This is a genomic window from Bradyrhizobium arachidis (assembly GCF_024758505.1).
In the GTDB taxonomy this organism is placed as follows: domain Bacteria; phylum Pseudomonadota; class Alphaproteobacteria; order Rhizobiales; family Xanthobacteraceae; genus Bradyrhizobium; species Bradyrhizobium manausense_C.
On sequence record NZ_CP077970.1, the window covers coordinates 4,568,003 to 4,594,951 of the forward strand.

The 26,949-nt window shown below is 64.3% G+C and carries 21 protein-coding genes; 12 read left to right on the top strand and 9 right to left on the bottom strand.

What is annotated here, in order from left to right:
* Nucleotides 1-5 precede the first annotated feature (5 nt).
* From KUF59_RS21010 to KUF59_RS21020, 3 genes are read right to left on the bottom strand one after another with little or no spacing between them, the layout of a single operon-like run.
* A complete protein-coding gene (locus KUF59_RS21010) occupies nt 6-884 on the bottom strand; it encodes a carbohydrate ABC transporter permease (RefSeq protein ID WP_212459458.1) in 879 nt (292 codons plus the stop codon).
* Entirely contained in the window at nt 881-1,831 is a 951-nt protein-coding gene (locus tag KUF59_RS21015; RefSeq protein WP_212459459.1) for a carbohydrate ABC transporter permease, read from the bottom strand. The genes KUF59_RS21010 and KUF59_RS21015 overlap by 4 nt, the downstream gene beginning before the upstream one ends.
* 1 nt (nt 1,832) lies before the next feature.
* Nucleotides 1,833-2,684: a phosphodiesterase gene (locus KUF59_RS21020; RefSeq protein ID WP_212459460.1), complete on the bottom strand. Its 852-nt coding sequence runs from the start codon at nt 2,682-2,684 to the stop codon at nt 1,833-1,835.
* Nucleotides 2,685-3,059: 375 nt separating this feature from the next.
* Between KUF59_RS21020 and KUF59_RS21025 the strand changes: the two genes are divergently transcribed.
* Complete coding sequence (locus KUF59_RS21025) at nt 3,060-3,593, top strand: REP-associated tyrosine transposase (RefSeq protein ID WP_258769916.1); 534 nt, start codon at nt 3,060-3,062, stop codon at nt 3,591-3,593.
* 73 nt (nt 3,594-3,666) lie between these two features.
* Nucleotides 3,667-3,984: a hypothetical protein gene (locus KUF59_RS21030; RefSeq protein WP_212459462.1), complete on the top strand. Its 318-nt coding sequence runs from the start codon at nt 3,667-3,669 to the stop codon at nt 3,982-3,984.
* A gap of 85 nt (nt 3,985-4,069) precedes the next feature.
* Here the strand turns inward: KUF59_RS21030 and KUF59_RS21035 are convergent, their stop codons facing one another.
* Nucleotides 4,070-5,542, bottom strand: coding sequence for a protein adenylyltransferase SelO (locus KUF59_RS21035; protein WP_212459463.1), 1,473 nt, complete (start codon nt 5,540-5,542; stop codon nt 4,070-4,072).
* Nucleotides 5,543-5,738: 196 nt separating this feature from the next.
* Here KUF59_RS21035 and aspS point away from each other — a divergent pair, with 196 nt between their 5' ends.
* Entirely contained in the window at nt 5,739-7,511 is a 1,773-nt protein-coding gene (gene aspS / locus KUF59_RS21040) for an aspartate--tRNA ligase (protein WP_212459464.1), read from the top strand.
* Between the two features lie 146 nt (nt 7,512-7,657).
* Here aspS and KUF59_RS21045 read toward each other — a convergent pair whose 3' ends face one another.
* A complete protein-coding gene (locus tag KUF59_RS21045) occupies nt 7,658-9,625 on the bottom strand; it encodes a hypothetical protein (protein ID WP_212459465.1) in 1,968 nt (655 codons plus the stop codon).
* 248 nt (nt 9,626-9,873) lie between these two features.
* Here KUF59_RS21045 and KUF59_RS21050 point away from each other — a divergent pair, with 248 nt between their 5' ends.
* The 4 genes from KUF59_RS21050 to KUF59_RS21065 all read left to right on the top strand — a co-directional run bounded on the left by KUF59_RS21050 (nt 9,874) and on the right by KUF59_RS21065 (nt 17,171).
* Nucleotides 9,874-12,183, top strand: coding sequence for an NADP-dependent malic enzyme (locus KUF59_RS21050; RefSeq protein ID WP_212459466.1), 2,310 nt, complete (start codon nt 9,874-9,876; stop codon nt 12,181-12,183).
* Between the two features lie 200 nt (nt 12,184-12,383).
* Nucleotides 12,384-12,836, top strand: a complete 453-nt coding sequence (locus KUF59_RS21055) for a DoxX family protein (protein ID WP_212459467.1) — start codon at nt 12,384-12,386, stop codon at nt 12,834-12,836.
* Nucleotides 12,837-13,204: 368 nt separating this feature from the next.
* Complete coding sequence (locus tag KUF59_RS21060) at nt 13,205-14,554, top strand: outer membrane protein (protein ID WP_212459468.1); 1,350 nt, start codon at nt 13,205-13,207, stop codon at nt 14,552-14,554.
* Between the two features lie 244 nt (nt 14,555-14,798).
* Complete coding sequence (locus KUF59_RS21065) at nt 14,799-17,171, top strand: autotransporter outer membrane beta-barrel domain-containing protein (RefSeq protein WP_212459469.1); 2,373 nt, start codon at nt 14,799-14,801, stop codon at nt 17,169-17,171.
* Nucleotide 17,172: 1 nt separating this feature from the next.
* Here KUF59_RS21065 and KUF59_RS21070 read toward each other — a convergent pair whose 3' ends face one another.
* From KUF59_RS21070 to KUF59_RS21080, 3 genes are read right to left on the bottom strand one after another with little or no spacing between them, the layout of a single operon-like run.
* Nucleotides 17,173-17,856: an SDR family oxidoreductase gene (locus tag KUF59_RS21070; RefSeq protein WP_212459470.1), complete on the bottom strand. Its 684-nt coding sequence runs from the start codon at nt 17,854-17,856 to the stop codon at nt 17,173-17,175.
* A 4-nt stretch (nt 17,857-17,860) separates the two neighbouring features.
* Nucleotides 17,861-19,054 carry a sialidase family protein gene (locus KUF59_RS21075; RefSeq protein WP_212459471.1) on the bottom strand — a complete coding sequence of 398 codons (1,194 nt, stop codon included), beginning with the start codon at nt 19,052-19,054 and terminating at the stop codon, nt 17,861-17,863.
* Nucleotides 19,051-20,481, bottom strand: coding sequence for a sodium:solute symporter family protein (locus KUF59_RS21080; protein ID WP_212459472.1), 1,431 nt, complete (start codon nt 20,479-20,481; stop codon nt 19,051-19,053). Before KUF59_RS21080 ends, KUF59_RS21075 begins: the two co-directional genes overlap by 4 nt.
* 520 nt (nt 20,482-21,001) lie before the next feature.
* Here KUF59_RS21080 and KUF59_RS21085 point away from each other — a divergent pair.
* Complete coding sequence (locus KUF59_RS21085; protein ID WP_212459473.1) at nt 21,002-21,787, top strand: hypothetical protein; 786 nt, start codon at nt 21,002-21,004, stop codon at nt 21,785-21,787.
* Nucleotides 21,788-21,946: 159 nt separating this feature from the next.
* Nucleotides 21,947-22,798: a L,D-transpeptidase gene (locus KUF59_RS21090; RefSeq protein ID WP_212459474.1), complete on the top strand. Its 852-nt coding sequence runs from the start codon at nt 21,947-21,949 to the stop codon at nt 22,796-22,798.
* Nucleotides 22,799-22,834: 36 nt separating this feature from the next.
* On the opposite strand, the gene KUF59_RS21095 is transcribed toward KUF59_RS21090, so the two are convergent.
* The gene (locus KUF59_RS21095; RefSeq protein WP_212459475.1) at nt 22,835-23,659 is read right to left on the bottom strand and encodes an IclR family transcriptional regulator; all 825 of its coding nucleotides are present in this window, start codon (nt 23,657-23,659) and stop codon (nt 22,835-22,837) included.
* A 243-nt stretch (nt 23,660-23,902) separates the two neighbouring features.
* On the opposite strand from KUF59_RS21095, the gene KUF59_RS21100 reads away from it, so the two are divergent.
* The 3 genes from KUF59_RS21100 to pdxA are packed head-to-tail and all read left to right on the top strand — an operon-like array spanning nt 23,903 to nt 26,948.
* Entirely contained in the window at nt 23,903-24,808 is a 906-nt protein-coding gene (locus KUF59_RS21100) for a dihydrodipicolinate synthase family protein (RefSeq protein ID WP_258769918.1), read from the top strand.
* Nucleotides 24,805-25,920: a four-carbon acid sugar kinase family protein gene (locus tag KUF59_RS21105; protein WP_258769919.1), complete on the top strand. Its 1,116-nt coding sequence runs from the start codon at nt 24,805-24,807 to the stop codon at nt 25,918-25,920. The genes KUF59_RS21100 and KUF59_RS21105 overlap by 4 nt, the downstream gene beginning before the upstream one ends.
* Nucleotides 25,917-26,948, top strand: a complete 1,032-nt coding sequence (gene pdxA / locus KUF59_RS21110; RefSeq protein ID WP_212459477.1) for a 4-hydroxythreonine-4-phosphate dehydrogenase PdxA — start codon at nt 25,917-25,919, stop codon at nt 26,946-26,948. The genes KUF59_RS21105 and pdxA overlap by 4 nt, the downstream gene beginning before the upstream one ends.
* The last annotated feature ends 1 nt before the right edge of the window (nt 26,949 follow it).

Genomic DNA, 26,949 nt, shown 5'->3' on the forward strand with positions numbered 1-26,949 from the left:
ATCTCCTATTTGATGCCTGACGTGACGAAGGAACTGATGAAGCGCTTCTGGAAGATCAGGAAGGTGACGAGCAGCGGCGCGATCACGATCAACGTGCCGGCGGCAATCGTGCCCCAGGCCTGGGTGCCTTCGGCCGTCTTGGTGAAGACGGACAGGCCGACGGTGAGCGGCCGCTTGTCGGGGGAGTTGATCACCATCAGCGGCCAGAGGAAGTCGTTCCAATGACTGGTCACCGAGACGATGGCGAAGGCGGAGAAGCTCGGCAGCGACAGCGGCACATAGATGTTGCGGATGCGCTGGAAGACGCTGGCGCCGTCGATCAGGGCGGCGTCCTCGAGCTCGGTCGGAATGGCCTCAAAAGCCTGGCGCATCAGGAACGTGCCGAAGGCCGAGGCGAAGAACGGCATCATCACGCCGGTGAGCGTGTCGTAGAGGCCGAGCGTTGCGACCAGCGTCAGGTTCGGCACGATGAGCAGCACCGGCACCAGCATGAGCTGCATCAGGAACAGATAGAAGATCAGCGTCTTGCCGGCGAACGACAGCCGGGCAAAGGCAAAGCCCGCCAGCGTGACCGTGACGAACTGCACGAGCAGGATGCCGGTGCAGATGATCGTCGTGTTGAGGAAGTAGCGCGGGAAATCGCCGATCTCCCAGGCATCCCTGATGTTGTCGAGCGTAGGCTTGAAGCTCGGCATCAGCTCCGCCATGAGGTTGATGCCGTCAGATGGCGGTCGCAGCGTCGCGACGCCCATCCAGAGGAAGGGGATCAGCCAGATAGCCGCGATCAGCACCACGAGGGCGAAGCCGAGTTTTGGCGTGATCTCGCCGCGGGTGGCGAGCGGCGCGTCCGCGAACAGCCGCTTGAAGGGATTCGTGACCTTCATGGCCCGCCCTCCCGCTTCGCGATGGAGCGGAAGGAGAGCGCGGTGAGTGCCATCAGTGCTGCGAGCGTCAGCAACGTTGCCGCCGAGGCCTTGCCGATGTCGTAATGCTCCACGGCCTGCTGGTAGACGTAGAACAGCACCAGATTGGTGGCGTTCGACGGCCCGCCCTGGGTCATGACGAAGACGTGGTCGACCTGCGTGACCGCATTGAGCGTGGCGATCACGGTGACGAACAGGAAGGTCGGGCGCAGCTCCGGCAGGATGATATGACGCAGCCGTTGCCACGGCGAGGCGCCGTCGAGATGAGCCGCCTCCATGACGTCCTCGGGCACCGCCTGAAGCCCGGCCAGGAAGAACAGCATGTAGTAGCCGGCGTTCTTCCAGATGGTGATGACCATGATCGCATAGAGTGCGACGTCGGGGTCGCCGAGCCAGTTCGGCAGCACCGGAAGCAGGCGGCCGATATAGTAGTCGAGCAACCCGACATTGGGCAGGAAGATGAACAGGAACAGCGCGGAGGCCGCCACCATCGGGATCAGCACCGGCAAGAACAGCGCCGCGCGCAGTGCGCTGGTGATGACATTCGTGCGCGCCAGCGCCAGCGCGAACAGCAACGCAAGTCCGATGCTCGGGATCGCGGTGCCGACGGCGTAGATGAGATTGTTGACGACCGCGCCGGCAAAGGCGGGATCGGCGAGCACGGCTGCGATGTTGTCGAGGCCGACGAAGCGGACCGGCGCCTTGGGCGTGGCGCGCGCGTAGAGCGCATCGACGAAGACGCGTCCCATCGCGCCATAGGTGAACAGCGCGAGGAAGACCAGCGAGGGCAGCAGCAGCAGATAGGCCGGCAGCGAAGCCTTGAAGCCGGCGGAGAACCGCTTGAGAATGTGCAGTCGCGGCGGCGCTGACGCCGCGACCGGGAGAGCCGCGGGTTCAGCGAGGCTCATCTCACCGCGCCGCGAAGTTGAGCGCATAGTCGCGATCATCCATTCCCGCCGGTGCGGCGAAGGGGAAGCGCAGACTTTGGTCGAGGAAGTCGTGGCTGTGCACGACCAGGTTCTCCTGGTCGATCAGCACGACGCCATAGGCCGGCGGCTCGTGGCTCGCCAGATGATCCGTGGCCTTCGGATCGAGCTCGAACCAGACCTGGTGGTTGGTTCCGCGCAGGGTGGAGAAGGGGATCTTGCCGTAGCTGCCGAAGATCGGCCGGTGCACATGGCCGAAAAAGAGGTGGCGGATGCGCGAACGATAAGGCGCGATCACCTCGGCGAACTCCGCGCTCTGCTTCAGCGCGATCTCGTCCATCGCGTGAACGCCGACCGGGAAGGGCGGATGATGCATGAAGACGACGAACGGCATCTCGGCGGGCGCCGCGGCAAGCGTGTCCGCAAGCCAGCCAAAACGCTTGGCGCACATCTCGCCGGCGTGGCTGGTCTCGTCCAGCGTGTCCAGGAAGACGAACAGGCCGTGCTCGGTGGTGCGCGTGCCCTGCACAAAACCGTTGGGATCGCGCGGCGCGGACCTGAGCCCGTCGAGGCAGGCCACTCGCTTGTCGTGATTACCGACCATCGCAATGTAGGGCATCTTCAGCGCGGCCATCGCGCCTGCGAAATTGGCGTAGGATTCAGGCTCGCCCCAATGAGTGAGGTCGCCGGTCACGACGGTGAAGGCAGCGTCGGCGTGATGCTGGTTGATGTCGGCGATCGCGGCATCCAGCCGGGCGCGCGGATCGAGGCCATAGAGCTTCTGTCCGGGACCTGCGAGATGCGTGTCGGTGAGGTGGATGAATTTGAAAGGCATGGCGCGCTTGTCATGATTGGTGGAGGATGGACGCCTCCGGCAAGACGACCCCGACAGGCGGTTAGAGTGCGAATGTATCAGTTTGATGACATCTGTTCCACAGGTGCGTTGACAGGTGTGGATGTCCTCGTCGACAGGCCGAGGCCTGGCATGGCCTCTCACGATTGCGGTGCGAGGCCCCGTCTACCTTGTCGCGAAGATGCGGTCATGATTTGCTCGGCTGCGCATCGAAGTTGCACCGCATCACGAGAGATCGAATGTTGACGTCACGTGCCTTCCGCAAGCTGGGATGAAGTAGGGAGGTGCGTAGGGTGGATTAGCCGAAGGCGTAATCCACCACTGTGAGCCAACCTGAAGTTGTGCTATCCACTGCGAATGTCGGACTACCGCCGCGCGTTCATTCCCGGGGGATGCTGGTTCGTCACCGTGAACCTGCTCGATCGCCGCCAAGCTCTTCTGACGGACCAGATCGAAATCTTACGGAACGCAGTTGCCGCAACGCGCCGGAGCCATCCCTTCGGGATCGAAGCTTTTGTGGTTCTACCAGATCATCTGCATGCAATCTGGAGGCTTCCGCCGGGCGACGCCAATTTTTCGGTTCGCTGGCGGCTGATCAAGACCCGTTTTGCAAAAGCTCTGCCAGCGAACGAACGATTGAGCGCCGTCCGCGCCTCGCGGAACGAGCGCGGCATTTGGCAGCGCCGCTACTGGGAGCATCTCATCCGCGACGAGGTCGACTACGCGCGCCATGTCGAATATTGCTACTACAATCCTGTCAAGCACGGGCACGTCTCGAAGGTGTGCGACTGGCCGTACTCGTCATTTCATCGCGATGTACGCGCTGGATTGTTTCCGGAAGATTGGGGCGGTGACGCCCGGCTCATCGGCGAGTTCGGAGAGCGATTGTGAGAAAGGTTGGTGGATTACGCCTTCGGCTAAATCCACCTTCAGGGCGGCCACTGCCAAGGAAAAGTAAAAGCCAATGGAAGACGAGGAGTATTTCTCCAACATCGGTGGAGCTCGCATCAATATGATGAACGCGACCTTCCCCTATGCCGAACTCACGGTGTTTCGAGATGCGCTACGTCTTACGTGTGTTGCAGACTACGTGTTTCCCAAGGAGAATATCGTAAGTCTGACTAGATACCGGGGCCTGCTTTCGGTCGGCCTCCAGATTCAGCACAATGTGCCAACTTACCCCGAGTTTATAGTGTTTTGGGTCCAGCTCTTTCGATGGGGATCGGGCTTCTCGATGCTCAAGAGGCGACTGGAGGCATTTGGATACGAGGTCAAAGTGTGAGAGCAGCGGGCTAGCAGCTTAACTTGCCGCCAGAAAAGTGGTGGATTACGCCTTCGGCTAATCCACCCTACGTATCGAGTTTGCCTCACGTCCCGCAAAACGTCTGTAACACCCGCTGATCCGGCAGCGGCGGATCGGCGTAGGCTGCATAGTCCGGCTGATCCTCGAACGGCCTTGCCAGCACCTTCACCAGTTCCTCGAACGGCGCAAAATCGTTGTCGCGCATGGCGGCCTGGATCACGGCTTCGACGCGGTGGTTGCGCGGGATGAAGGCGGGATTGACTGCGTGCATGGCGGTGCGTCGTTCGGACGCCGATTGCGGCTCGGCGGCGAGGCGGGTGCGCCAGCGTCCGGCCCATTCGTCGAAGGCTGCGGGCTCCATGAACTGCGCGCGGACATCGGCGGCGTCATCACCGGCGGCCTCGCCCAGCTTGCGGAAGGTGAGGGTGAAGTCGGCGCCGTTCTTTGCCATGGCATCTAACAGGTCCTGGATCAGCGCCTCGTCGCCGTCGCGCTCCGTGAACAGGCCGACCTTCTTGCGCAGGCCGGCCTGATAGGCGGCGCTGAACTGGTCCGAGAACGCGCCGAGGATGTCCTGCGCTTCGGCAATCGCCTTCTCCTGCTCGTCGGCGAACAGCGGCAGCAGGCATTCGGCGAGCCGGGTCAGATTCCACAGCGCGATGCGCGGCTGGTTGGCATAGGCATAGCGGCCCATCTCGTCGATCGACGAGAACACCTGCGCGGGATCATAGGCATCCATGAAAGCGCAGGGGCCGTAATCGATGGTCTCGCCGGAGATGGAGCAGTTGTCGGTGTTCATCACGCCATGGATGAAGCCGACCAGTAGCCAGCGCGCGACGAGATCGGCCTGCCGCGCGGTGACACCCGCGAGCAGGGCGTGATAGGGACGCTCGACGCCCGCGAGTTCCGGATAGTGGCGGGCGATGACGTGATCGGCGAGTTTTCGGATCGCGTCGGTGTCGCGGCGGACGGCAAAGAACTGGAAGGTGCCGACACGGATGTGGCTGGACGCAATACGCGTCAGCACGGCGCCAGGCAGCGCGGTCTCGCGCAGCACGTGCTCGCCGGTGACGACGGCGGCAAGCGAGCGCGTGGTCGGAATGCCCAATGCGAACATGGCTTCGCTGACGATGTACTCCCGCAGCACAGGTCCGAGCGCCGCGCGCCCGTCGCCGCGGCGGGAGAACGGGGTGGGGCCGCTTCCCTTGAGCTGGATGTCGCGGCGAACGCCATCCCTGTCGATGACCTCGCCGAGCAGGATCGCCCGCCCGTCGCCGAGCTGGGGAACAAACTGCCCGAACTGGTGGCCGGCATAGGCCATGGCGATGGGGTCGGCACCCTCAGGCACCAGCTTGCCGGCGAGGATTTCCGCGCCCTCCGGCATCTCCAGGAGATCCGGATCGAGCCCGAGCTGGAGCGCCAGCGGCCGATTCAGCTTGATCAGCCTGGGCGCGGCCACGGGGGTCGGCGCCACGCGGGCAAAGAAGCTGTCGGGCAGCGCCGAATAGGAGTTTTGGAAGGGGAAATGGACCGTCATGTCCCTCAAGATAGGCGTGGAACGCCTGATGGCAAAGGCTCAGGCCTCGGAGGCCCAAAAATGGGCGCATCTAGCCCAAAACAGGCCTTTCCCTTGGTTGCCGCACCCGTCCTCCCGAGGTAAACCCTGCCGCAACTTCGGACCGGCCACCTCAGCCGTCCGATTCGCTTCCTCCGACATTGATTTTGGGACGACCATGCATCGCTACCGGTCACATACATGCGGCGCGCTCCGCGAGAGCAACATCGGCGAGAAGATCCGCCTCTCGGGCTGGGTCCATCGCGTTCGCGACCATGGCGGCGTGCTGTTCATCGATTTGCGCGACCATTACGGCCTGACCCAGTGCGTGGTCGACCCGGACTCGCCGGCGTTCTCGCTCGCCGAGAAGCTGCGTTCCGAATTCGTGGTCAAGATGGACGGCAAGGTCCGCCGCCGCCCCGAGGGAACCGACAATGACGACCTGCCGACCGGCAAGGTCGAGGTCTATGTCGCCGAGATCGAGGTGCTGGGCCCGGCCGGTGACCTGCCGCTGCCTGTCTTCGGCGACCAGGAATACCCCGAGGATATCAGGCTGAAATACCGCTTCCTCGACCTGCGCCGCGAGAAGCTGCACCAGAACATCATGACGCGCGTTGCGATCATCGACTCCATGCGCCAGCGCATGAAGGGGCAGGGCTTCTTCGAGTTCAACACACCGATCCTGACCGCGTCCTCGCCGGAAGGCGCGCGCGACTTCCTCGTGCCGTCGCGCATCCATCCCGGAAAATTCTATGCGCTTCCGCAGGCGCCGCAGCAGTACAAGCAACTGCTGATGATGTCGGGTTTTGACCGCTATTTCCAGATCGCGCCCTGCTTCCGCGACGAGGACCCGCGCGCCGACCGTCTGCCGGGCGAGTTTTACCAGCTCGACGTCGAGATGAGCTTTGTCACGCAGGATGACGTCTTTGCGGCGATGGAGCCCGTCATCACCGGCGTGTTCGAGGAATTTGCCAAGGGCAAGCCGGTGACGAAAGGCTGGCGCCGGATCCCGTTCGCCGAAGCGCTGCGCAAATACGGCAGCGACAAGCCGGACTTGCGCAACCCGATCGAGATGCAGGACGTCTCCGAGCATTTCCGCGGCTCCGGCTTCAAGGTCTTTGCGCGCATGCTCGAAGACCCCAAGAACCAGGTCTGGGCGATCCCGGCTACGGGCGGCGGCTCACGCGCGTTCTGCGATCGCATGAACTCCTGGGCGCAGGGCGAGGGCCAGCCGGGTCTCGGCTACATCATGTGGCGCGAGGGCGGCGAGGGCGCTGGCCCGCTCGCGAACAACATCGGCGCTGAGCGCACGGCTGCGATCCGCGCGCAGCTCGGCGTCAAGGAGGGCGATGCCGCCTTCTTCGTCGCCGGCGATCCCGACAAGTTCTGGAAGTTTTCAGGCCTTGCCCGCAACAAGGTCGGCGAGGAGTTGAACCTCACCGACAAGGAGCGGTTCGAGCTCGCCTGGATCGTCGACTTCCCGATGTACGAGTACAACGAGGACGACAAGAAGGTCGACTTCTCGCACAACCCGTTCTCGATGCCGCAGGGCGGTCTCGACGCGTTGAAGGGCCAGGACCCGCTGACCATCAAGGCGTTCCAGTACGACATCACCTGCAACGGCTACGAGATCGCCTCGGGCGGCATCCGCAACCACGTGCCGGAAGCCATGGTGAAGGCGTTCGAGATCGCCGGCTATGGCGAGCAGGAAGTGGTCGAGCGCTTTGGCGGCATGTATCGCGCCTTCCAGTACGGCGCGCCGCCGCATGGCGGCATGGCAGCCGGCGTCGACCGCATCGTGATGCTGCTCTGCGGCACCACCAATCTGCGCGAGATCTCGCTGTTCCCGATGAACCAGCAGGCTATGGACCTCCTGATGGGCGCGCCGTCGGAAGCCACGACAAAGCAGCTCCGCGAGCTGCACGTGCGGGTGAACCTGCCGCAGAAGTGACGCGCTCTTCGCCTCTTCTGAGGCGTGAGCGAGCTATCCCAACGTCGTCATGCCCGGGCTTGTCCCGGGCATCCACGTTTTTGGCGCGGCACGAAGAACGTGGATGGCCGGGACAAGCCCGGCCATGACGGGGACGGCGCCGTCCCCTAAAGCCCCGTCGAAGCCTCGATGTGGAATTGCGCCAGCGCGATCACCGGCTCGACGTTCAGCACGTCCAGCAACTGCATCACCGGCACCTTGCCGAGTGGCGTCAGCTTGATGACGAGCGTCTGGCCCGAAGTCTCGACGAAGCGGGCGATGGCTTCGACGGCGGCAGCCACGTCGGCATTTGACCCCGCGATCTCTGCGCCGTTGGTCCTGATCATGTCGGCGATGGCGCGGCGGGCGGCGTCACGGCTGACGTTCTGAATGCGGGCAAATTGCGCGACCGCAAGGTCGACGCCGCCCGTGTCGCGCAAGCTCAGCTCGATCGCGCCGGCCTCGATCTGGGTGGCCTGCTGCATCGCCTGCGCCGGATCGGCCGAGAACATCTCGCGCGGGACATTGGCGAGCGCGATACTGGCTTGCGCCTTCAGGATGTTGCCGAGATCGATGGTCGCGGGCGTCAGCACGAAGGCGCCTGAGGATTCGGTCCAGGCCGCGCCGAGATCAACGTTGAGCGCCAACTTGTCGATGCCCGCGGCAATCAGCGGCGCCAGCGCCGGGTTGCTAGGGTCGGTCGGCACGACCATTTTCGCGACAAAACTGGCCTTGGTGGGGATTGAACCTACGAGCTGGCCCCAGTTCAGGCTGAGTGTGTCGATGTTGACCGTCTTGTTGGTGGACTTGTGCGGCGAGACGACGCCCTTGATCTCCGCGCCTTCGAGCACGCGGAACACGCCGAGCACCTGATCCGGTGTCGGTTTCTGCGCGAGATTGGCGAACTGCGCCGCCCAGCGCATCAGGTTCGCCGTGCTGAAGGCTTTGAGCGCAAAACGCTCCATCCTGACCTGTCCCTGCGGTGAGGGCGCATCGAGGCCTTCCAGCGCGATCTCGCCCTCGCCGTATCTGACGGCTCTGAGCTTGCCGGTCCCTTGCGGCGTGCTGATCGACATCGTGCCGATCTCGGCCTTGCCGACGCGCAGGCCCTCATAGAGCCCGGCGAGCTTTTCCATCATCTCCCGCGATTGTGTCGGCGTCGGCGGCTTCGATGGATCCTTCGGCAGCAAAGCCAAAATCTCGGCGGGCCGGAATTTGGCGGGTTGCAGCGCGATGTCGTCGATGCTGAAGCCGTCGACCTGCGCGCGCACGCCTTGCGCCGACGTCACCACATAGGTGCCCGTCGAGACCTGCCGGTAGATGCGGTGGAAGCTGTCGTCATTGGCCTTCTGCGGATCCAGGATGGCGGCAACCGCGGTCCCATCGAAATCATTGACGATCACGTTGGTGATTTCGCCGGTCAACTTGTCGGGTCGGACCGGCTGCTGCACGTTGAAGGTGAAGGCAGCGCGGTCCAGTTTTGCCGCATCGAACTTGCCGCGGTCGATCTTCTCAATCGCGAGGCCCGAATAGGTGATGTCGCCGCTGCCGGGTCCGGTGGAGCCGGGGTTGACGGTGATGGCAATGGTCGGCGCCACGACCGAGGACGCGGTGATGCCCAGAAACTGATCGAGCGCAAACCGGTACAGGTCGATCAGGGAGTCCGAGGCGGGCGCACCCTGCGTGCGGATCGGGCCGGAGAAGTCGCGCACCGTGATCTGCGGCGCCTTGTAGGCGGCCTTCAGATTGGCCGCGCCGGCAGCGCCCTCGAACGCGAACTGCACATCCGATACCTCGATGCTGTCGGCCGAGACCTTGGTGTCGTCGATCTGGCGAACACCGGCCGCCTTGATGCCGGCGATCTTGACGCTGGTCTGCGCCCCACGCTCGACGGCGATGTCGTCGATGGTCAGCGTCCGGGTCGCCAGATCGAAGGCGACCTTGCCGTGGCTCGCCTTGCCGCCGCCGGCACGGAGCTGCTCGAATGCGGCATCGACCTCGGCCGTGGCGCGGTGCTGGACGTAGGCGTTGAAGCCGAACCATCCCCCCGCTGCGATAACGGCCAAGGCGATCAAGCCGATCAGGATACGCTTCATTCGGTCAGCTCCGGTTGCCGCTCTTCCGCCGAGCAACCTGCCATATTCGCAATCGGCGGGCCGGTCCAGAGAAAGCTATGGTTTTCAAGCGTTTGACGCTGTGCTCTGTTGATGGGAGCGCAATCGGATGTTGCCACCATGCCGTCGGCCGTGCTTCATCCGGTTTCCATGACCCGGAATACAGGTTGCCTGCCGGGCCGGGTCTGAGAAAAAGGTTTTGAGGCCGGAAACGCGAGGCGAGACTCCGCATGTCGTCCTATTCTGAAGATCTGCATTCGGCTGCACTGGCCTATCACCGCCTGCCGCGGCCCGGGAAGCTGGAGATCCAGGCCACCAAGCCGCTCGCCAACCAGCGCGACCTTGCGCTGGCCTATTCGCCGGGCGTCGCCGCCGCCTGCACCGAGATCGCCAAGAACCCGGCTGAGGCCGCTTCGCTGACGACCCGCGCCAATCTGGTCGCCGTGGTCTCGAACGGCACCGCCGTGCTTGGTCTCGGCAATATCGGCCCGCTGGCATCCAAGCCGGTCATGGAAGGCAAGGCGGTCCTGTTCAAGAAATTCGCCGGCATCGACGTCTTCGACATCGAGATCGCTGCCGACACGATCCAGCGGGTGGTCGAGACGGTGGCAGCGCTCGAGCCGACCTTTGGCGGCATCAATCTCGAGGACATCCGTGGCCCCGAGTGCTTCGAGATCGAGGCACAGCTCAAGGAGCGGATGAAGATCCCGGTCTTCCACGACGACCAGCATGGCACCGCGATCATCGTTGCTGCCGCCGTCACCAACGGCCTGCGGCTGAACGGCAAGAAGCTGTCGGATGTGAAGATCGTGGCGTCGGGGGCAGGGGCCGCGGCAATCGCCACGTTGAACCTACTGGTCTCGATGGGCGCGCAGCGCAAGAACATCTGGGTCTGCGACATCGACGGTCTCGTCTATGACGGCCGCAACACGCAGATGGATCGCTGGAAGGCGGTCTACGCCCAGAAGACCGACAAGCGGACGCTCGCCGACGTGATCGGCGGTGCCGATATCTTCTTAGGTCTGTCGGCGCCGAACGTGCTGAAGCCCGAGATGGCCAAGGAGATGGCCGATCAACCCCTGATCATGGCGCTCGCCAACCCCAATCCGGAGATCATGCCGGAGGAGGCGCGGAAAGCGCGCCCCGACGCGATGATCTGCACAGGCCGCTCCGACTATCCGAACCAGGTCAATAACGTCCTCTGCTTCCCCTTCATCTTCCGCGGCGCGCTCGACGTCGGCGCCACCGCCATCAATGAGGAGATGAAGCACGCCGCCGTCGAGGCGATCGCGCAGCTCGCGCGCGAGGCGCCGTCGGACGCCGTCGCGCAAGGCTTTGACAGCGGCGAGACGCAAGGGTTCGGGCCGGGTTCGCTGATCCCGAGTCCCTTTGATCCGCGGCTCATCCTGCGCATCGCGCCGGCCGTCGCCAAGGCGGCGATGGAATCGGGCGTGGCGACACGGCCGATCGCCAATTTCGACGACTATGCCACGCAGCTCACCCGCTTTGCCTTCCGTTCCGGCCTCGTCATGAAGCCGATGTTCGCCAAGGCAAAGACCCAGCCGGTGCGGGTGATCTATGCCGAGGGCGAGGACGAGCGCGTGTTGCGCGCCACCCAGGTGGTGCTGGAGGAGAAGCTGGCGCGGCCCATTCTCGTCGGCCGTCCGTCGGTCGTGGAAGCCCGCATCAAGCGCTTCGGCTTGTCGATCAAGGCCGGCAAGGATTTTGACCTGGTCAATCCCGAGGACGATCCGCGCTACCGCTCCTATGTGCAGTCCTATGTCGAGGTCGCTGGCCGCCGCGGCGTCACGCCGGAAGGTGCCCGCACCGTGGTGCGCACCAACAACACGGTGATCGCGGCGCTCGCGGTGATGCGCGGGGAGGCCGATGCCATGCTGTGCGGCGTCGAGGGCCGCTACATGAGCCATCTGCGCCATGTCCGCGAGATCATCGGCTTCTGCCCGGGGATCCACGAATATGCCGCGCTGGCGCTGATGATCACCGCCAAGGGCGCGCATTTCATCGCCGACACCCAGGTGCGGCCGAACCCGAGCGCCGAGGAGCTCGCGGAAGTCGCGGCACTGGCCGCGATCCATGTCCAGCGCTTCAACCTGAAGCCCAAGGTCGCCTTCGTGTCGCATTCCGATTTCGGCAGCTACGACACCGACTCCTCGCGCAAGATGCGCCGGGCGACCCAGCTTCTCCAGGAGAGGCACCCCGAGATCGAGGCCGACGGCGAGATGCAGGCCGACACAGCGCTGTCGGGCGTGGCCCGCAAGCTGGTGCTGCCGCATTCGCACCTGGAGGGCGAGGCCAACATCCTGATCATGCCGACGCTGGACGCGGCCAACATCGCCTATCAGACCATCAAGGTGCTGGCCGACGCGCTGCCCGTGGGCCCGATCCTGATCGGCCCGGCGCGCCCAGCGCACATCCTCACCCCCGGCGTCACCGCACGCGGCATCCTCAACATGACCGCGGTCTCCGTCGTCGAAGCCCAGGAACGCGCCGCAAGGCAGCAGCCGACGCTGTTCACGTAGGCTTCGTGTCAGGACTTTCCCTCGTCCCGCAAGTGGGGCGAGGGAACACGTTTTCCCAAGACGACAATTCAACGCGCTTTCAACAACGCTTCCAGATTTCCCTATTTGAGATTCCGGATTTCCCTGTTTGAAAAGGTCCGGGGAACCTTCATAATCGCTCCCGCGTCCCGCCGCCAAAGCCTGAGCCAAGAGGCCCGACCATGCCAGCGTTCGTTACCTTCGGGCGAATCCTGTTCGCCGTGCTGTTCATCTACACCGGCGCGACAAAACTGTTCGCGATTCAGGCCACGGCGGATTTCATCGCCACGAAGGTCACCGTGCCTGAGATGGTCACGCCCTATACCCAGCAGGTGGAGCAGGCGACCGGGATGACGACGCCGCAACTTTTGGCGATTGCGGTCGGGGCGCTCGAGATCATCGCGGGGTTGATGATCGCGCTGAATTTCGGCGCGCGCTTCTTCGCGATGCTCCTGATCATCTACGTCGCCGTTGCGACCGTGCTGTTCTACGATTTCTGGAATCAGGTACCACCCGAGAACGCCAAGATGCTCGTGGACGCGCTGAAGAACCTATCGATCATCGGCGCGCTGTTCATGATCATGGGCTATGGCCGGGCGACCCGCCCGGTAGAAGCGGCCTACGGGGACGTCTAAAGCGTTTTCGAGCGAAGTGGGGCCGGTTCGCGTCAAGAAAACGCGTCCAAACAAAAATCGAGAGCGCCTTCACGAATCGCAACCAGGATTGCGCGAGCGCCAATGTTGCTGGAGATGTCTGGCGTGAACGCGCGTGCACAGCTTGCGATATTTTTTGAACCTCCATTCACACGCAATTGCATAATAGCAACAGCCGCTTGTCAAAATCGGCTTCGTCGGTTGAGCGGCGAGACTCTCGTCTTGTCGCGACGAGTTCCATCCCACTAGTTGTAACCACGTTGTCCTTGGGGCGAGTGGGGGTGGACTTGAGTGAATTGAGACTGTCATTTGCGCGTGTGGCCGCGCTTGCAGGCGTCACATGCGCGGCAATGTCCGTGAGCCCCCTCGCAGAGGCCGCCGATCTGCCCGTCAAGGCACCCCCGCAAGTCGTTCCGGTCGCAAGCTGGACGCAGTTCTATGTCGGCGCGGGTCTCGGCTTCGATTTTGCGACGGGACAATCGAATCTGGCACCGATCGGCGGTCCAGCCGCATTCAACATCACGGGCCTGCAGGGCGCCGACCTCGGACTGACGGCCTTTGCCGGCTTCGACGTTCAGCTCGGATCGCAATTCGTGGTCGGCGGCTTCGTCGACTATGACTGGTCGCGGCAGAAATCGTCGGCGTCGATCGGCGCGTTCGGAATCAATTTCACCGCGACGATGCCGTCGCTCGACCAGGCCTGGACGATCGGCGGCCGCGCCGGCGTCCTGGTGAGCCCGGACGTGCTGCTCTACGGTCTCGCCGGCTATACCGAGACGAAGCTCGACAATTGGGGCTTCAACTTTACCCAACCTGGCCGCCCGGACTTTGCGGTGCAGGAAGCCAAGCTGACGTCCCGCGGCTATACGGTCGGTGTCGGCGCCGAATATCGCCTCGCCAACAATCTGTCGCTGCGCGGCGAGTATCGCTATGTCGGCCTCGGCAGCATGACGACGGTCGATGCCGTCAACGGCGCGGTCTGGACCACCGATCTCTCCGAGCACATCGTGCGCATCAGCGCGGCCTACCGCTTTGGCCAGTTCGGCACGGCCACGCCGGCTGCCGCAGCGGCGCCGGTGCGCAATCCGGCCTGGACCGGCTTCTATGTCGGTGCAGGCATCGGTGGCGACGCCATCGCGCCGCATGTCGCGGGCACGATCACCGGCGGGCTCGATATCAAGGGCGCGGGCCTCGGCGGCGCCGATATCGGCGGCACCTTCATGGCCGGCTACGACCGCCAGATCGCGCCAAGCTGGGTCGTCGGCGTCTTCGCCCTGGTCGACATTGCCACCAATGGCGGCGCCCGCTTCAGCGCGTCCGCGGTCGGCGGCGACGTGCTCGCGTCGGACCTGGCAGCCGTGCAATGGGGCTGGACCGTCGGCGGCCGCGTCGGCTACCTCGTGACATCAAGTACGCTCGTCTACCTGCTCGGCGGCTACAGCGGCACGACGCTGCATTCCGTCAGCTACGGCTTCGCCGGCCTGGACGGGACCGGGCCGACGCCGGAATATCGCGGCGCCACCTTCGGCGGCGGCTTCGAACGGTTCTTCACCGACACGGTCTCGGCGCGCGCCGAATATCGCGTGACGCATCTGAACACGCTGGACAATCTGGTCGCGCCGAACTTCGATACGCTGAGTGCGGGCGGCACGGTGCATACGCTGCGCGCCGTGCTGTCCTATCACCTGCCGACGCGGTAAGCGGTAGTCGCGGGGCGCCACTAATACGGCTTCCTGCGACAAATTTCGGCAGCCTCCTGAGGTTGTGCTGTGTTGCCTCGGCAACACCGGGCCGGAATTCGCATTGTTTCTGGATGTTGCTCTCCCGCACCTGTGGGAACTTCGGCATATTCGCAGCCGATAGGACCAAAATCACAGTTTGATTCGTTGCAGGTGGGGCCGGGTGGACAGGGCATTTTTTCGATTTTGCGGGTTGGCGATCTGTTTGACGGCCATCGTCGGGTCGAGCGGTCAGGCACGGGCGCAAGCCTGTACGCAGACCGGCACCAACCAGACCTGCACCAATTCCGTCTTCCTCAACAATGCCGCGGCGGCCGGCATCAGCGACACCAATACGGTGACGGTCACCAATACGTCGACCGGCGTCATCGGCGTCCTGGGTACGGGCCAGAACGGCATCCAGACCCTTGCGGGGGCAGCCAACGTCACGAACGACGGCACCATCGCCGGCTCGACGGGTATTCTCGCGAATACCAACGCCGTCGTCACCAATTCAGGCACCATCTCGGCGAATGCCAACGCGATCACGGCCCTGACTGGAAAGGCCACCATCGACAATTCGGGGAGCATCTCCAGCGCGAGCACGGCCATCGTGGCGGTGACCGGAATCAACCTGACCAATTCCGGCACCGTCGTATCAACGGCGGGTGCCGGGTTGTTCGCGACAACGGGGGATGTCGGTGTCACGAACAGCGGCACGATCTCCTCCAACTCCTTCACCATCTTCAGTAATGGCAATACGACGGTCGCCAACACCGGCACGATTTCCGGTCGCAATGCAGGCATCTTCGCCAACAGCGGAACATCGACGCTGAACGTCACCAATTCCGGCCTGATCTCCACCAACAACGGCATCACCATTGGCGGCAACGGCACCACGGTGAATGTCGTCAATTCCGGCACGATCCGCGACACCGGGACCGGGACTGCGATCCTCACCTCGAAAAACCTGACACTATCGAATTCCGGCACGATTTCGGGCTTCAACGGGGTCACCGCGACCAATCTGACGCTGAACAACACCGGCACGATATCAGGAACGAACGTTGCCGTTATTCAAAACGGCACCGGCAACATCTTCAACGCCGGCACGATCAGCTCGACCAACTTTGCGCTCTTCACCTCGAATGCGGCTGTTGTAACCAACACCGGCACGATTTCTGCCGGCGCCACTGCCGTGTTTGCGGGCGGGGCGGGCACCTTCGTCAATTCGGGAACCATCACCGGCGGTCAATTCGCCTTCCGCAGCAATGGCGCCGCGACCAGCCTGACCAACTCCGGAACGATATCGAGCCCGCAATTTGCGATTTTCCTCTCCGGCACCAACGACGTCCTGACGCTTCTGCCGGGTTCGCGGATCATCGGTGCCATCAATCTCGGGACGGCGGACACCATCAATTTCGCCGGCGGCAACCACAATCTGACTTTCAATTCGCTGGCCGGCGCGACCGTGACAGGCACGACGCCGTTTGCCGTCTCGGGTAACCAGGCGGCCGCGATCGATGTGACGCCGTTCGCAGCCCAGGGACGCACGCTCAACGATTTCAGCCGTGAGGCCGCGGGCGCAATTCCGCTGATTCCGGCCGGCACGTCACCTTCAAGTGGACCGCTGGCGTTTGCCGCGCCCGATCCATCGTCGCGCGTCAACGACGCCTTCGCTGCAATTCCCGGCGTTGTTGCCGGCGCCAACGACGCCATGGTCTTCAAGAACCCGACGGTCGTCTATGAGGACGGCAGCGCGGTGTGGGCGCGGGGCTTTGTCGGCCAGCGGATCCAGCAGGCCGACGGTCCGCTGTTCCGGACCGCGAACCTGTTCTATGGCGGCATGATCGGCGGCGACATCAGGGTGCGGCCCGATCTCAGGCTCGGCGCCTTCGCCGGCGTCGGCCAGACCCGCACCAGCATCGACTTCTCCGGTGGCCTCAACAGCGACGTGACCTTCGGCGGCCTCTACGCCCAGTACGACGCCGGCGCGACCTTTTTGCGCGCCGTGCTGCAGGCCGGCGGCTCGAACAATTTCACGACGCGTACCATCAACAACAACCTCGTCGCCGGCGGTCTGGAGACTGCGACCGCCTCGTTCAACGGCTGGTACATCAATCCGGAGCTGACCATCGGTCAGCGCGTGGGGCTCGGCAACCTCGCCGGCGCGAGCTACACGCTGACGCCGACCCTTCGCCTGCGTTATCTCTACGGCTCCTATGACGGTTACACCGAGAACGGCTCGACCGCGAACCTGACCATGGGTACCCGCTCTGTGAGCACGGTCGAGGAGCGTGGCGAGTTGAAGCTGACGCGCACGGTGACTTTCTCGCCGTCGAGCCAGCTGGCGAGCAGCATCTATGGCGGCTTCCTCGGCACCCAGCGCGCCGGCGACAGTGCAATCAATGCTGCGCTGCTCGGCCAGGCCATTCCGTTCGCGGCCCCCGGGCCGGCCAATGTCTGGGGCGGCTTTGGCGGCCTCGGCCTGGAATGGCGCACCCGCAACGTCACGTTGTTCTCGACGGCCGAGTACCTCGCTCTGTCGGACAACAGCGCGCTCGTGAGCGGCCGCGCGGGCTTGCGCGTCGGGTTCTAATTCAGCTCAGCGAGCTGCCGCCGCAGATCACGAGTTGCTGTCCGGTGATGGCCGCGGCTTCGCCCGAGAGCAGGAACGCCACCGTGGCGGCGACCTCGTCCGGGCGGATGAAGCGCCCGATCGGCGGCAGTTTTGGCGCGACGCCTGACCGCGTCGGGTCCTTCAGCATCGGCGTTTCGGTGGCGGCGGGCGCCACGACATTGACCGTGATGCCGCGCGGTGCGAGTTCTATCGCCCAGGACCGCGCCAGCGCCACCAGCGCCGCCTTTGTCGCTGCATATTGTCCGCGGCCGGCTGCGCCCGAGGCGGTGCGGCTGCCGATGAACACGATGCGCCCGCCCTCCGGCAGGCGCGGTGCCAGCGCGTCGGCAAGCCGCCCGGCGACATCGACATGCAGCCGCCACATCGCCGCGCCGTCCTCATGGTCGAGCGCGCCGAGCTGACCGACCTTCAAAAGACCTGCGGCATGCACCAGCGCCGTCGGCGCGATGCCGGCGACGGCGCTCGCGAGCGCAGTGGTGTTGCCGAGATCGATCGAGAGATGATCGTATGCCGGATGATCGAACGGAGCGGGCCGCCGGCTGATGCCGGTGACGCGCCAGCCCTCGCGCAGCAGGCGTTCGACGATCGCAGCGCCGATGCCGGAACTCGCGCCCGTCACCAATGCATGGGGCCGTCCGCCCATCGCCTCAGGTCCCGGCGGCGCGCGTGACCCACGGCTCGGTCACGCGAACATGCTTGATCGCCCGGCGATGGAAGGTGAAGGCCATATGAAGCGCGCCGTCGGCCGTCTGCTTGACCGAGGGATAGGACAGCTCGCGGTTGGTCTGGTCACGGGAGTTGTTGGTCATGCAATAGCCGTCGCCGGTCTCGACGTTGCGCCGGGTCCAGCTCTGTCCGCCGTCGGTCGAGACGGCCAGCGTCATCGGGGCTCGCGGCGCGCCCCAGAATGCGGTGCGCCCGTCCGTCTTGCCACTGTTGCCGGCGATGACGGGCGGCAGCTCGTCCTCGATCTCGTCGTAGAGCGAAAGGCGGCGGTCGGTCGCGGCTTTCGCGCTGCTGTCGTTGAAGACGAGCGCGAGATGGCCGTTGCCGAGTCGCGTGAACTGGATCGAGGAGTTGTTGTTCGGCAGGCTGGTTGCGACCGGCGCCGACCAGGTGCGGCCATGATCGCCCGATCGGCTCTGATAGATGTTGTCGGCCCAGCGGCTGCGAAACAGCGCGAGCAGCGCGCCGTCGTCGAGGCGGTCGATGCACATGTGCACGCAGCCGCGGCTGCCGGGCACCTCGACGTCGCGCCAGGTCTTGCCTTGATCGGAGGAAATCTTGACTGCGCTGGTGTCCTCATCGCCGTTCCATTTCCGTCCCGGCGTGGAGTGACAATAGAACACCGGCAGCAGCCAGTCGCCATTGTCGAGCACCACGATGGGCTGCCGGATGAACGTGCCGCGGCCGTGCTGCTCGGCGAACATCGTCTCGATCGGGCCCCAGCTGCGGCCATTGTCGCGCGACAGGCGTCTGCGCACGAAGGCGGTGTCCTGGTTTCCCGCAAGCTGCGCCGTCCACATCAGCCACAGCGTGCCGTCGCGGGCAGGGAACAGCACCGGGTTCTGCTCGGAGCGGCGGGAATCGTCCGACAGTTTTTCGGCCGGCGACCACTCTGTCGAACCGCGGGACAGGCGGGAGAAATAGACCGAGATATCAGACATGCCTTCCTGCGTGCCGCCGAACCAGACGCAAGCGAGATCGCCATTGGCAAGCGGCATCAGATTGGCCGCGTGGTTCTGCACGCAGGGCGAGGGAATGAAGGCGTCGAACCTATCAGGGTCGCCAGCGGCCGGCCGCACGACGCCGTCGGCCACGATCTCGATGTCCGCGATCATGCCGAGGTCCTTTCCGCAAGCGCATTGGCATTTGCGGCCGGGGCCGTGCTGCCGGTGGGGGCACCGAGCACGAGGCGCTCGATCGCCATCACGACCAGCGGCGTCGCAGCCGCAACATACATGTTGTCGATGCCGAAGGGATTTCCGAGCAGGTACCAGACCGTCGTCGAGATGGCCGCGCCGATCAGGCCGGCGGTCGCGCCGCGGTTGCTGGCGAACAGCGGCAGGTAGAAGCCCATCATCGCGACGATGGTGATCGACAGCCGCAGCGCGCGCGTAAAGAACGACAGTTTCAGGATCTCGGGGATGAAGAACACGAACACCAGCGGCACGATGCCGATCACGATCGAGAACACGCGGGTCATCTTCAACTCGCGCTCCGGCGTCGGCTTCCAGTAGGGGACATAGAAGTCGCGGACCACGAGCGAGGCGATCGCGAGCGCCACGGTGCAGACGCTGACGAAGATCGAGGCGACCAGCGAGGTCGTCACGAAAGCGGAGGCCAGCGGCGGCATCTTCTCCAGAAACACCGGCAGTGCGTAGAGGCTGTTCATGTCGGGGTAGAGAAATTTCGCCGCGACCCCGATCATGGCGAGCAGGAAGCCGAGCGGCAGACAGAAGGCGGCGGCGTAGAAGGTTGCCTTGCGCGCGTCATCGGCTGATGGCGTCGAGGAGATCGCCTGCACGATGAACTGCGTCGAGAAGATCGCGCCGACCGTGCCGAACGTCCAGGCGAAGATGGTGGTGAAACCGATCTTGCCGTCCCAGGTGAAATAGTAGGCGGGCAGTTTTGCCTGGATCGGCGCGATCCCGCCGGTCATCGACATCGCGACCGCGAAGATGACGAGAATGCCGACGACCTTGATGGCGCTGTGCAGGATGGTGACCCAGGCCACGCCCTTCAGCCCGCCGAACACGTAGTAGAACGTAGAGACCACGGCGATGATGCACATCGCAACCGGCAGGCTGATATGCAGCGAGGTGGCAATCGCCGCCGCGCCGCTGACATAGTTGCCGACATTCACCAGCAGCAGCGCGTAGATCATGATCACGGACACGGTGAGCATGGTCGACTTGCCGTATTTCTGTGCGATCGCGGCCGAGATCGTGTATTCGCCGGAATTGTAGAGTTTCTTGACCATCAACAGGCCGAACAGCAAAAAGCCGATCGAGGCGCCGAGCACCGCCCAGCCGGCGGCCATGCCAGACTGAAACGCCTCCTGTGCCGTGCCGACGGTCGACTTGGCACCGACGAATTCGGACATCATCAGCACACCGACGACGACAGCGGGCATGGCGCGCGCGCCGGTCATGAACTGCTCGCTCGTCTTGCTGCGCAGCTTGAACGTGAGCCAAGACGTGAAGGCAATGTAGGCGGCGATCATCGTGACGATGAGCGTGCTCTCTCCATTGAGGATGGCTTGCATCGATGGTGTTTCCTCTGGTGACGGGGCCGCGGTGTTATCAAGCCCGCTAGGCCCGCTGTTTCGTCCGATATCGTTTGATCGGAATGCGAACAAATGTTGTTAAAGTTATTTAACCTGTCCGGACGCCGCCCGTCAAGCGAGCGCCACTGGGGTGCGCGCCTCATCAGTCGCTCACTGCAGGGGCGCTCCCTCTGGTCAGGGGCGTGAATCACTGTTCGGCAGTTGTGCTCAAGATGCCCGGCTAAGGAGCGCTTTGGTCGCGATGCACCCGAATGCGGACTCGTTGTGCTTGACTTGAGAGCTTCGGCTCTTCACCCGTTGCGGACATTCGCCCGCGCCTGGTGGACCGTTCCCGTTGCTGTTTGGGCCCGATACGATAGTCATAGACTTGGAGAATTCGGTGAGACGAAGCAATTTCATGACGGGCCTGGGATTTGCAGAAGCGTTGCCTGCGATTTCTCGCGACCGGCAGGGGACGCCGGTCATTGGCTTCCTCAGTCCGCGCTCTTGGAGCCGTACAATGCCGCAGCGCGCACCGCGTCTTCTCACCTCGACCTGTCAGCTCGTCGCTCCTCTCGGCTTCCTGCTCCTCGCACTGACTTATACGGAGGCGCATGCACAGACACGCGGCGGATCGGACTCGTCACCGCCCCTTTTCGACCTGCTCTACCTCGTTGTCGTCGAGCCGCTCTTCCCGCTGTTGGCCGGCGCCGTCCTGTTCATGTGGACCCGTTCCCACTTGATCGCGGCAGGCCTTTCCGCCCTCGGCTTCGGCGCGTGGGGAGCCATGTACTACTCTCGCTTGTCAGTCGATGGCCCTTTGTCGGGCGCGCTCTACGGATTGGGTTTCGACGGCGTCACCAGCGGGTTATTGGCGTTGGCCGGCAGCGGCTACGTGCACCTGATCGGAGCGGAGGCGCGACGCCTAGGTAAGGAGCGAACGGCAATCGTGCACGCCGGCGGCATCGCCTTCGCGGCGACAGCCTTTGTTCTGCTCCTCGTGACGCATGGCTCGGACAAGGTCGGGATCGGGCTCTATCTCGTCATGCTCGCGTGGTCGTTCGGGGCCGCGTTTGCGACCGGCAGCTTCGGCGGTGTCGTCGCCACGATGGCGTTCGCGCTGGTCGCCATGGTGCATGGCATCTGGGGCGCCGCAATCGCCAGCGGCGTCCGCGATGCCGGCCAGGCCTATATCGCGATCTTCTACGTGCCGCCGTTGCTGGTGCCTGTTCTCGCGACCGCCGCCTTTGGCAGGTGGCTCGGCGGCGCCCTCCGAGCGCGCAAAAGCAATGAGCGACCAGGATAGGCGGGCCGCGGATCGGCTGTTGGCCGGAATGCGATGAGCGCGTTGTCCGCGTCCGGCGTTAACCATCGCTTAGGGTTCCGGTCTGAGCGAAAGTCACTTCGAAGTTTCTTAAATTTTGCTGCTTACCTCTTCCGGGCATGGCGATCCGGGGAAAGAGATATGGGTAAGCGAGCCAAACGCGGAAAGGCGGAAACGCTCGCGATACCAATGGTCGCGAGAGTTGCAATTGGCGCCGTGGCCGTCGCCGTCGTGGGGTACAGTTTGCTGTCTGGCCCGGCGAGCGTGCAAAAGCCGTCCGCGCCCCAAGCCAAGGCGTCGTCAACTCCGGTTTACGTGTCAACTCCGGTTCATGCATCGGCGCCAGCTCCGGCTCCGAATCCGGCCCCGGCGCCTCTGGTCGAACCACCAAAAGCCGCTGACGGTCCCGGAGCATTTGTCCGGCAGGTGGTTGACTACGCCAGCCGCCAGACGCCGGGCACCGTGATCATCGATACCAGGAACACATTTCTTTATTTCGTTCTGAACGACACGCAGGCATTGCGCTACGGCATCGGTGTTGGCCGCGAAGGTTTCACATGGTCCGGAGAGCAGACTGTGGCCCGTAAGGCCGAATGGCCGGATTGGCATCCGCCTGTAGAGATGGTCTCTCGTCAGCCCTATCTGCCGCGGTTCATGGCAGGTGGCCCCGGCAACCCGCTCGGCGCCCGGGCGATGTATCTGGGCGAGACCGAATATCGAATTCACGGCACCAACAAGCCCGATACGATCGGGAAGCGGGTCTCGTCCGGCTGTATCCGGCTGACCAATGAGGACGTCGTGGACCTCTATGATCGGGTGAAAGTCGGAGCGAAAGTGATCGTGCTTCCGGCAACCGCTGCCCGTCGACCATCCCAGGGAGCGCCGCCCGACGCCGCGTTCCGGTTGCCGGACCCGGCATCGCCATCGAACCGGCCCTTGGCAGCGAACGCGCAGATGCTGTCATCCGGACCGAAGGTCGCCGGGGTCCAGTAACAGTCCTCCGTCCTCGGTCAGACGTGTGCGTTGCGCTCACCCGCTCATCCGCGCTGCATTGGTCAGCAGCTTCGCGACTCGCAACACTTCCGGCAGCGCTGACTTTTCAAACGTCTTCACGTCCATGCGGTTGGCATCGACGGTGAGGCTGACGCCCGCGACGATGGATTTGTCGGCGCCGAACACGGGGGCGGCGAGGGTGCGCAGGCCATAGGCGTTCTCGCCGTCCGAGACGGCATAGCCCTGCTTGCGCACCTGATCGAGCCGCGCGAGCAACGCCTTCAGATCCGTCAACGTGCGCTCCGACAGCTTGATGCGCTCGGTGGCCTCCAGCCGCGCGATCTGCTCCTCCTTTGGTAAGCCCGCAAGGATCACCTGGCCGAGCGCGGCCGCATAGGCCTTGATGCGGCTACCGGGTCGGCGGTCGATCTTGTGGCGGTCGAGGCCGGTCGAGACACGCGCGAGATAGACCACGTCGCTGCCGTCGAGAACGCCGAGCGAGGCCGCATCGCCGAGCGCCGGCACCAGCTCGCGCAGCAGCGGTTCGGCCTGGCCGCGCAGATTGCCGGCGCTGAGCGCGGTGTAGCCGAGATCGAGGCATTTCAGGCTCAGCCGATAGTGGCGCGACTCGTTGGCGTGGAGATAGCCGAGCTTGACCAGCGTCTGCACCAGGCGGAACGTCGTGCCGCGGTCCATCTCGGCGCGCTCCGCAATCTCCGTGATCGTCAGTTCGAACTCTTCAGCCGAAAAACTCTTCAGCACCGCGAAGGCTTTGGCCACCGAGTTCACGAAATTCTTGGGATTGTCGGCGGGTGAGGCAGTCTTGGGTAAAGCAGTCTTGGGGGACGCAGTCTTGGCCAAGGTTCGTTCCTCTCATCTGGCGGCGCCTCGTCTCGCGATGGAAAGAGTTGGAACTCTTCGCGAATTCGCGCTCAAGGTCGGCCGCTCCAGCAAGCAGGGAAGCGCTCTCAGCCGGATAGGCTTAAGCTGCTCGCTTGACGGCCGCGGTTACGAAGCCTATCACCCTCGCAAGTTTTGACAACAATTGTTCGGATACCGATCCAAGAGAGAAGGGGTCGGCCGGATGCCAATGGAGGAGCTTTCGTGGTGGATGTTCAGCCCAGAGGCGTGTTTTGCGCGGCGTTGACGCCGCTGGATGCCGATCTTGCGCCCGATCATGCCGTATTCGCAAAACATTGTCGCCATCTCCTCAGCGAAGGCTGTGACGGCATCGCCTTGCTCGGTACCACGGGTGAAGCGAACTCGTTCTCATCCGGCGAACGCAAGGCGCTGATCGAGAGCGTCGTCAAAGCCGGGGTCTCGCCATCGCAATTGCTGCCGGGGACGGGCGTGGCGGCGCTGACCGAAACCGTGGAGCTGACACGGCACGCGCTGTCGCTCGGTGTCACCACCGTCGTGATGCTGCCGCCGTTCTACTACAAGGACATCAGCGAGGAGGGGCTGTACGCCTCCTATAGCGAGGTCATCCAGCGTGTCGCGGATGCCAGGCTCAAGGTCGTGCTCTATCACATCCCCCAGATGTCGCATCAGCCGATCCCGCACGCAGTGATCGCGCGGCTGCGCGCGGCCTATCCTGATACGATCGTCGGCATCAAGGACTCCTCCGGCGACTTTGCCAACATGACCGCGATGATCGAAAAATTCCCCGGCTTTGCGGTGCTCGCGGGCGCCGATCCGCTGCTGCTGCCGCTCCTGAAGAAGGGCGGCGCGGGCTGCATCACCGCGACCTCGAACCTGGTGGCGCGCGAGCTCGCCTACGTGTTCCGTCACTACAACGATGATGACGCAGCACTCGAGGCGGCGCAGAACCGCATCGTCAAGGCGCGCGAGCGGGCCTCCCAGTTCGCGCAGATCGCGACGCTGAAGACGTTGCTGGCGCAACAGACCGGCCATGCCGGGTGGCGCCGGCTGCGGCCCCCGCTGCTGCCCCTGTCGCAGGAGAATGCCGATAAGCTGCTGGCGACGGTACCCCAGAAGGAGCCCGTGTGAGGCCATCGCTCCGCCTTCTCGCCGACGATCTGACCGGTGCGCTGGATACGGCCGCCGAGTTCGTCGGCGTGTGCGGACCGTTTCAAGTGACCTGGGCGGAAGCGCTTCCTTCACAACGTCCCGCCTGCCTTGCGGTCGATACCGGCACGCGCGAGCGCGACAAGGCAGAGAGCGTCGCGATCGTCGAGCGCCTGGTGCCGCTGCTGGCCGATGGCGCCATCGCCTACAAGAAGGTCGACAGCCTGTTGCGCGGCGCCTGGGTCGCCGAGCTCGGCGCCTGTCTGCGATCGGGTCCATGGACGTCCTGCATCGTGGCGCCGGCTTTTGCCTATCAGGGCCGCCGTACTTTTGGCGGCCAGCAATATGCGCGGGCGCAGGACGGAAGCTGGTCACGGGTCGGCGACAATCTGCTGACGCAGCTCGCAGCCGAAGGTCTAGATGCGCAATCGGGGCGGTTCGATGCCGATTTGCCTCCCGGCATCAGCGTGTTCGACGCGGAGAGCGAAGACGATCTCGATCGCATCGTCGCGATCGGGCGCCGCGCCGCGCAGCCGGTGCTGTGGTGCGGCAGTGGTGGACTTGCCGGCGCGCTCGCACGCGGCAGCGATGCGTCCGCGCCGTCGCTTCTGCACAAGCCGGTCCTCGGGCTGTTCGGATCGGACCAATCAGCGACGGCCGCACAGCTTGCCGCTTGCGGCGGGGCCGTCGTTGCACTTGCGGAAACGGGCGACGACAATGCCGGACTGGTTCGCCGCAAGCTCGGCAGCGAGGGCGTTGCACTGGTGAAGTTCGACCTCGCGCCCGGTCTGTCCCGCGGCGAAGCGGCGCGCCGCATCGCGCGCGGACTGACGTCGCTGACATCAGCGCTCGCGCCGCCGGGCACCCTGATCGTCGCGGGTGGCGAAACGTTGCGGGCCGTCTGCACTGCGCTCGGCGCGCGGGCGCTCGAGGTGACCGGGCGCATCATGCCGGGCCTGCCGTGCTCGATCATTCGCGGCGGCCGCTGGGACGGCGTCGCGGTGGTTTCGAAATCCGGCGCCTTCGGCGCGCCGAATCTGTGGCGCACGCTGTTGCAAGACAATCAACTGACTATCGAGAGACAACACACATGACCCATCCGCATCTCGCCATCACCATGGGCGATCCCGCCGGCATCGGTCCGGAGATCATCATCAAGGCCTGCGAGAAGCTGCGGTCGCGGATCGAGGCAGGCGATCTCAGGCTGCTGATCATCGGCAGCGGCGCGGCATTGAAGAACGCGGCCGCGCAACTCGCCGTGAAGCTCGATATCCCCGAAGTGCGCGCTGCGGACAAGGTCTGGCCGAACCTGTGTTTCCTCCAGGCCGATGACGAAGGCGAGCCGATCAGGCCCGGCGTGCTGACGGCCGATGGCGGCCGCTTCGCCTTCAAGGCGGTGGAACAGGGCGTGCGCCTGACGCAGGCGGGCCGGATCGGCGGGATCGTGACCGCGCCCCTGAACAAGGAAGCGCTCAACAAGGCCGGCTATCACTATCCCGGTCATACCGAGATGCTGGCCGAGCTCACGGGCGTCAAGGGCTCGGTGATGATGCTCGCCCATGGCAACATGCGCGTCAGCCATGTCTCGACCCATGTCGCCCTCCAGGACGTGCCGAAACGGCTGACGCCGGAACGCCTGCGCTATGTCATCGATCTCACCGACAAGGCGCTGCGCGGGCTTGGACTCGAGAAACCAAAAATCGCCGTTGCCGCGCTCAATCCGCACGCAGGCGAGGGCGGTCTGTTCGGCCGGCAGGACATCGACGTCTCGGAGCCGACCATCGCGAAGGCGGTTGCCGATGGATTGAACATCGTCGGCCCGGTGCCGGGCGACACCGTGTTCGTCAAGCTGCGCGCCGGCCAGTACGACGCCGTGATCGCGATGTATCACGACCAGGGGCATATCCCCGTCAAGCTGCTCGGTTTCGAGGTCGATCCCGCCACCGGCCGCTGGCAGGAGCTGTCCGGCGTCAACATCACGCTGGGCCTGCCGATCATCCGCACCTCGGTCGACCACGGCACCGCCTTCGACATTGCCGGCAAGGGCATCGCCAATGAGCGCAGCATGATCGAGGCGATCGAATATGCCGAGCGCCTCGCCGCCGGCAAGGCGCACGCCTGAC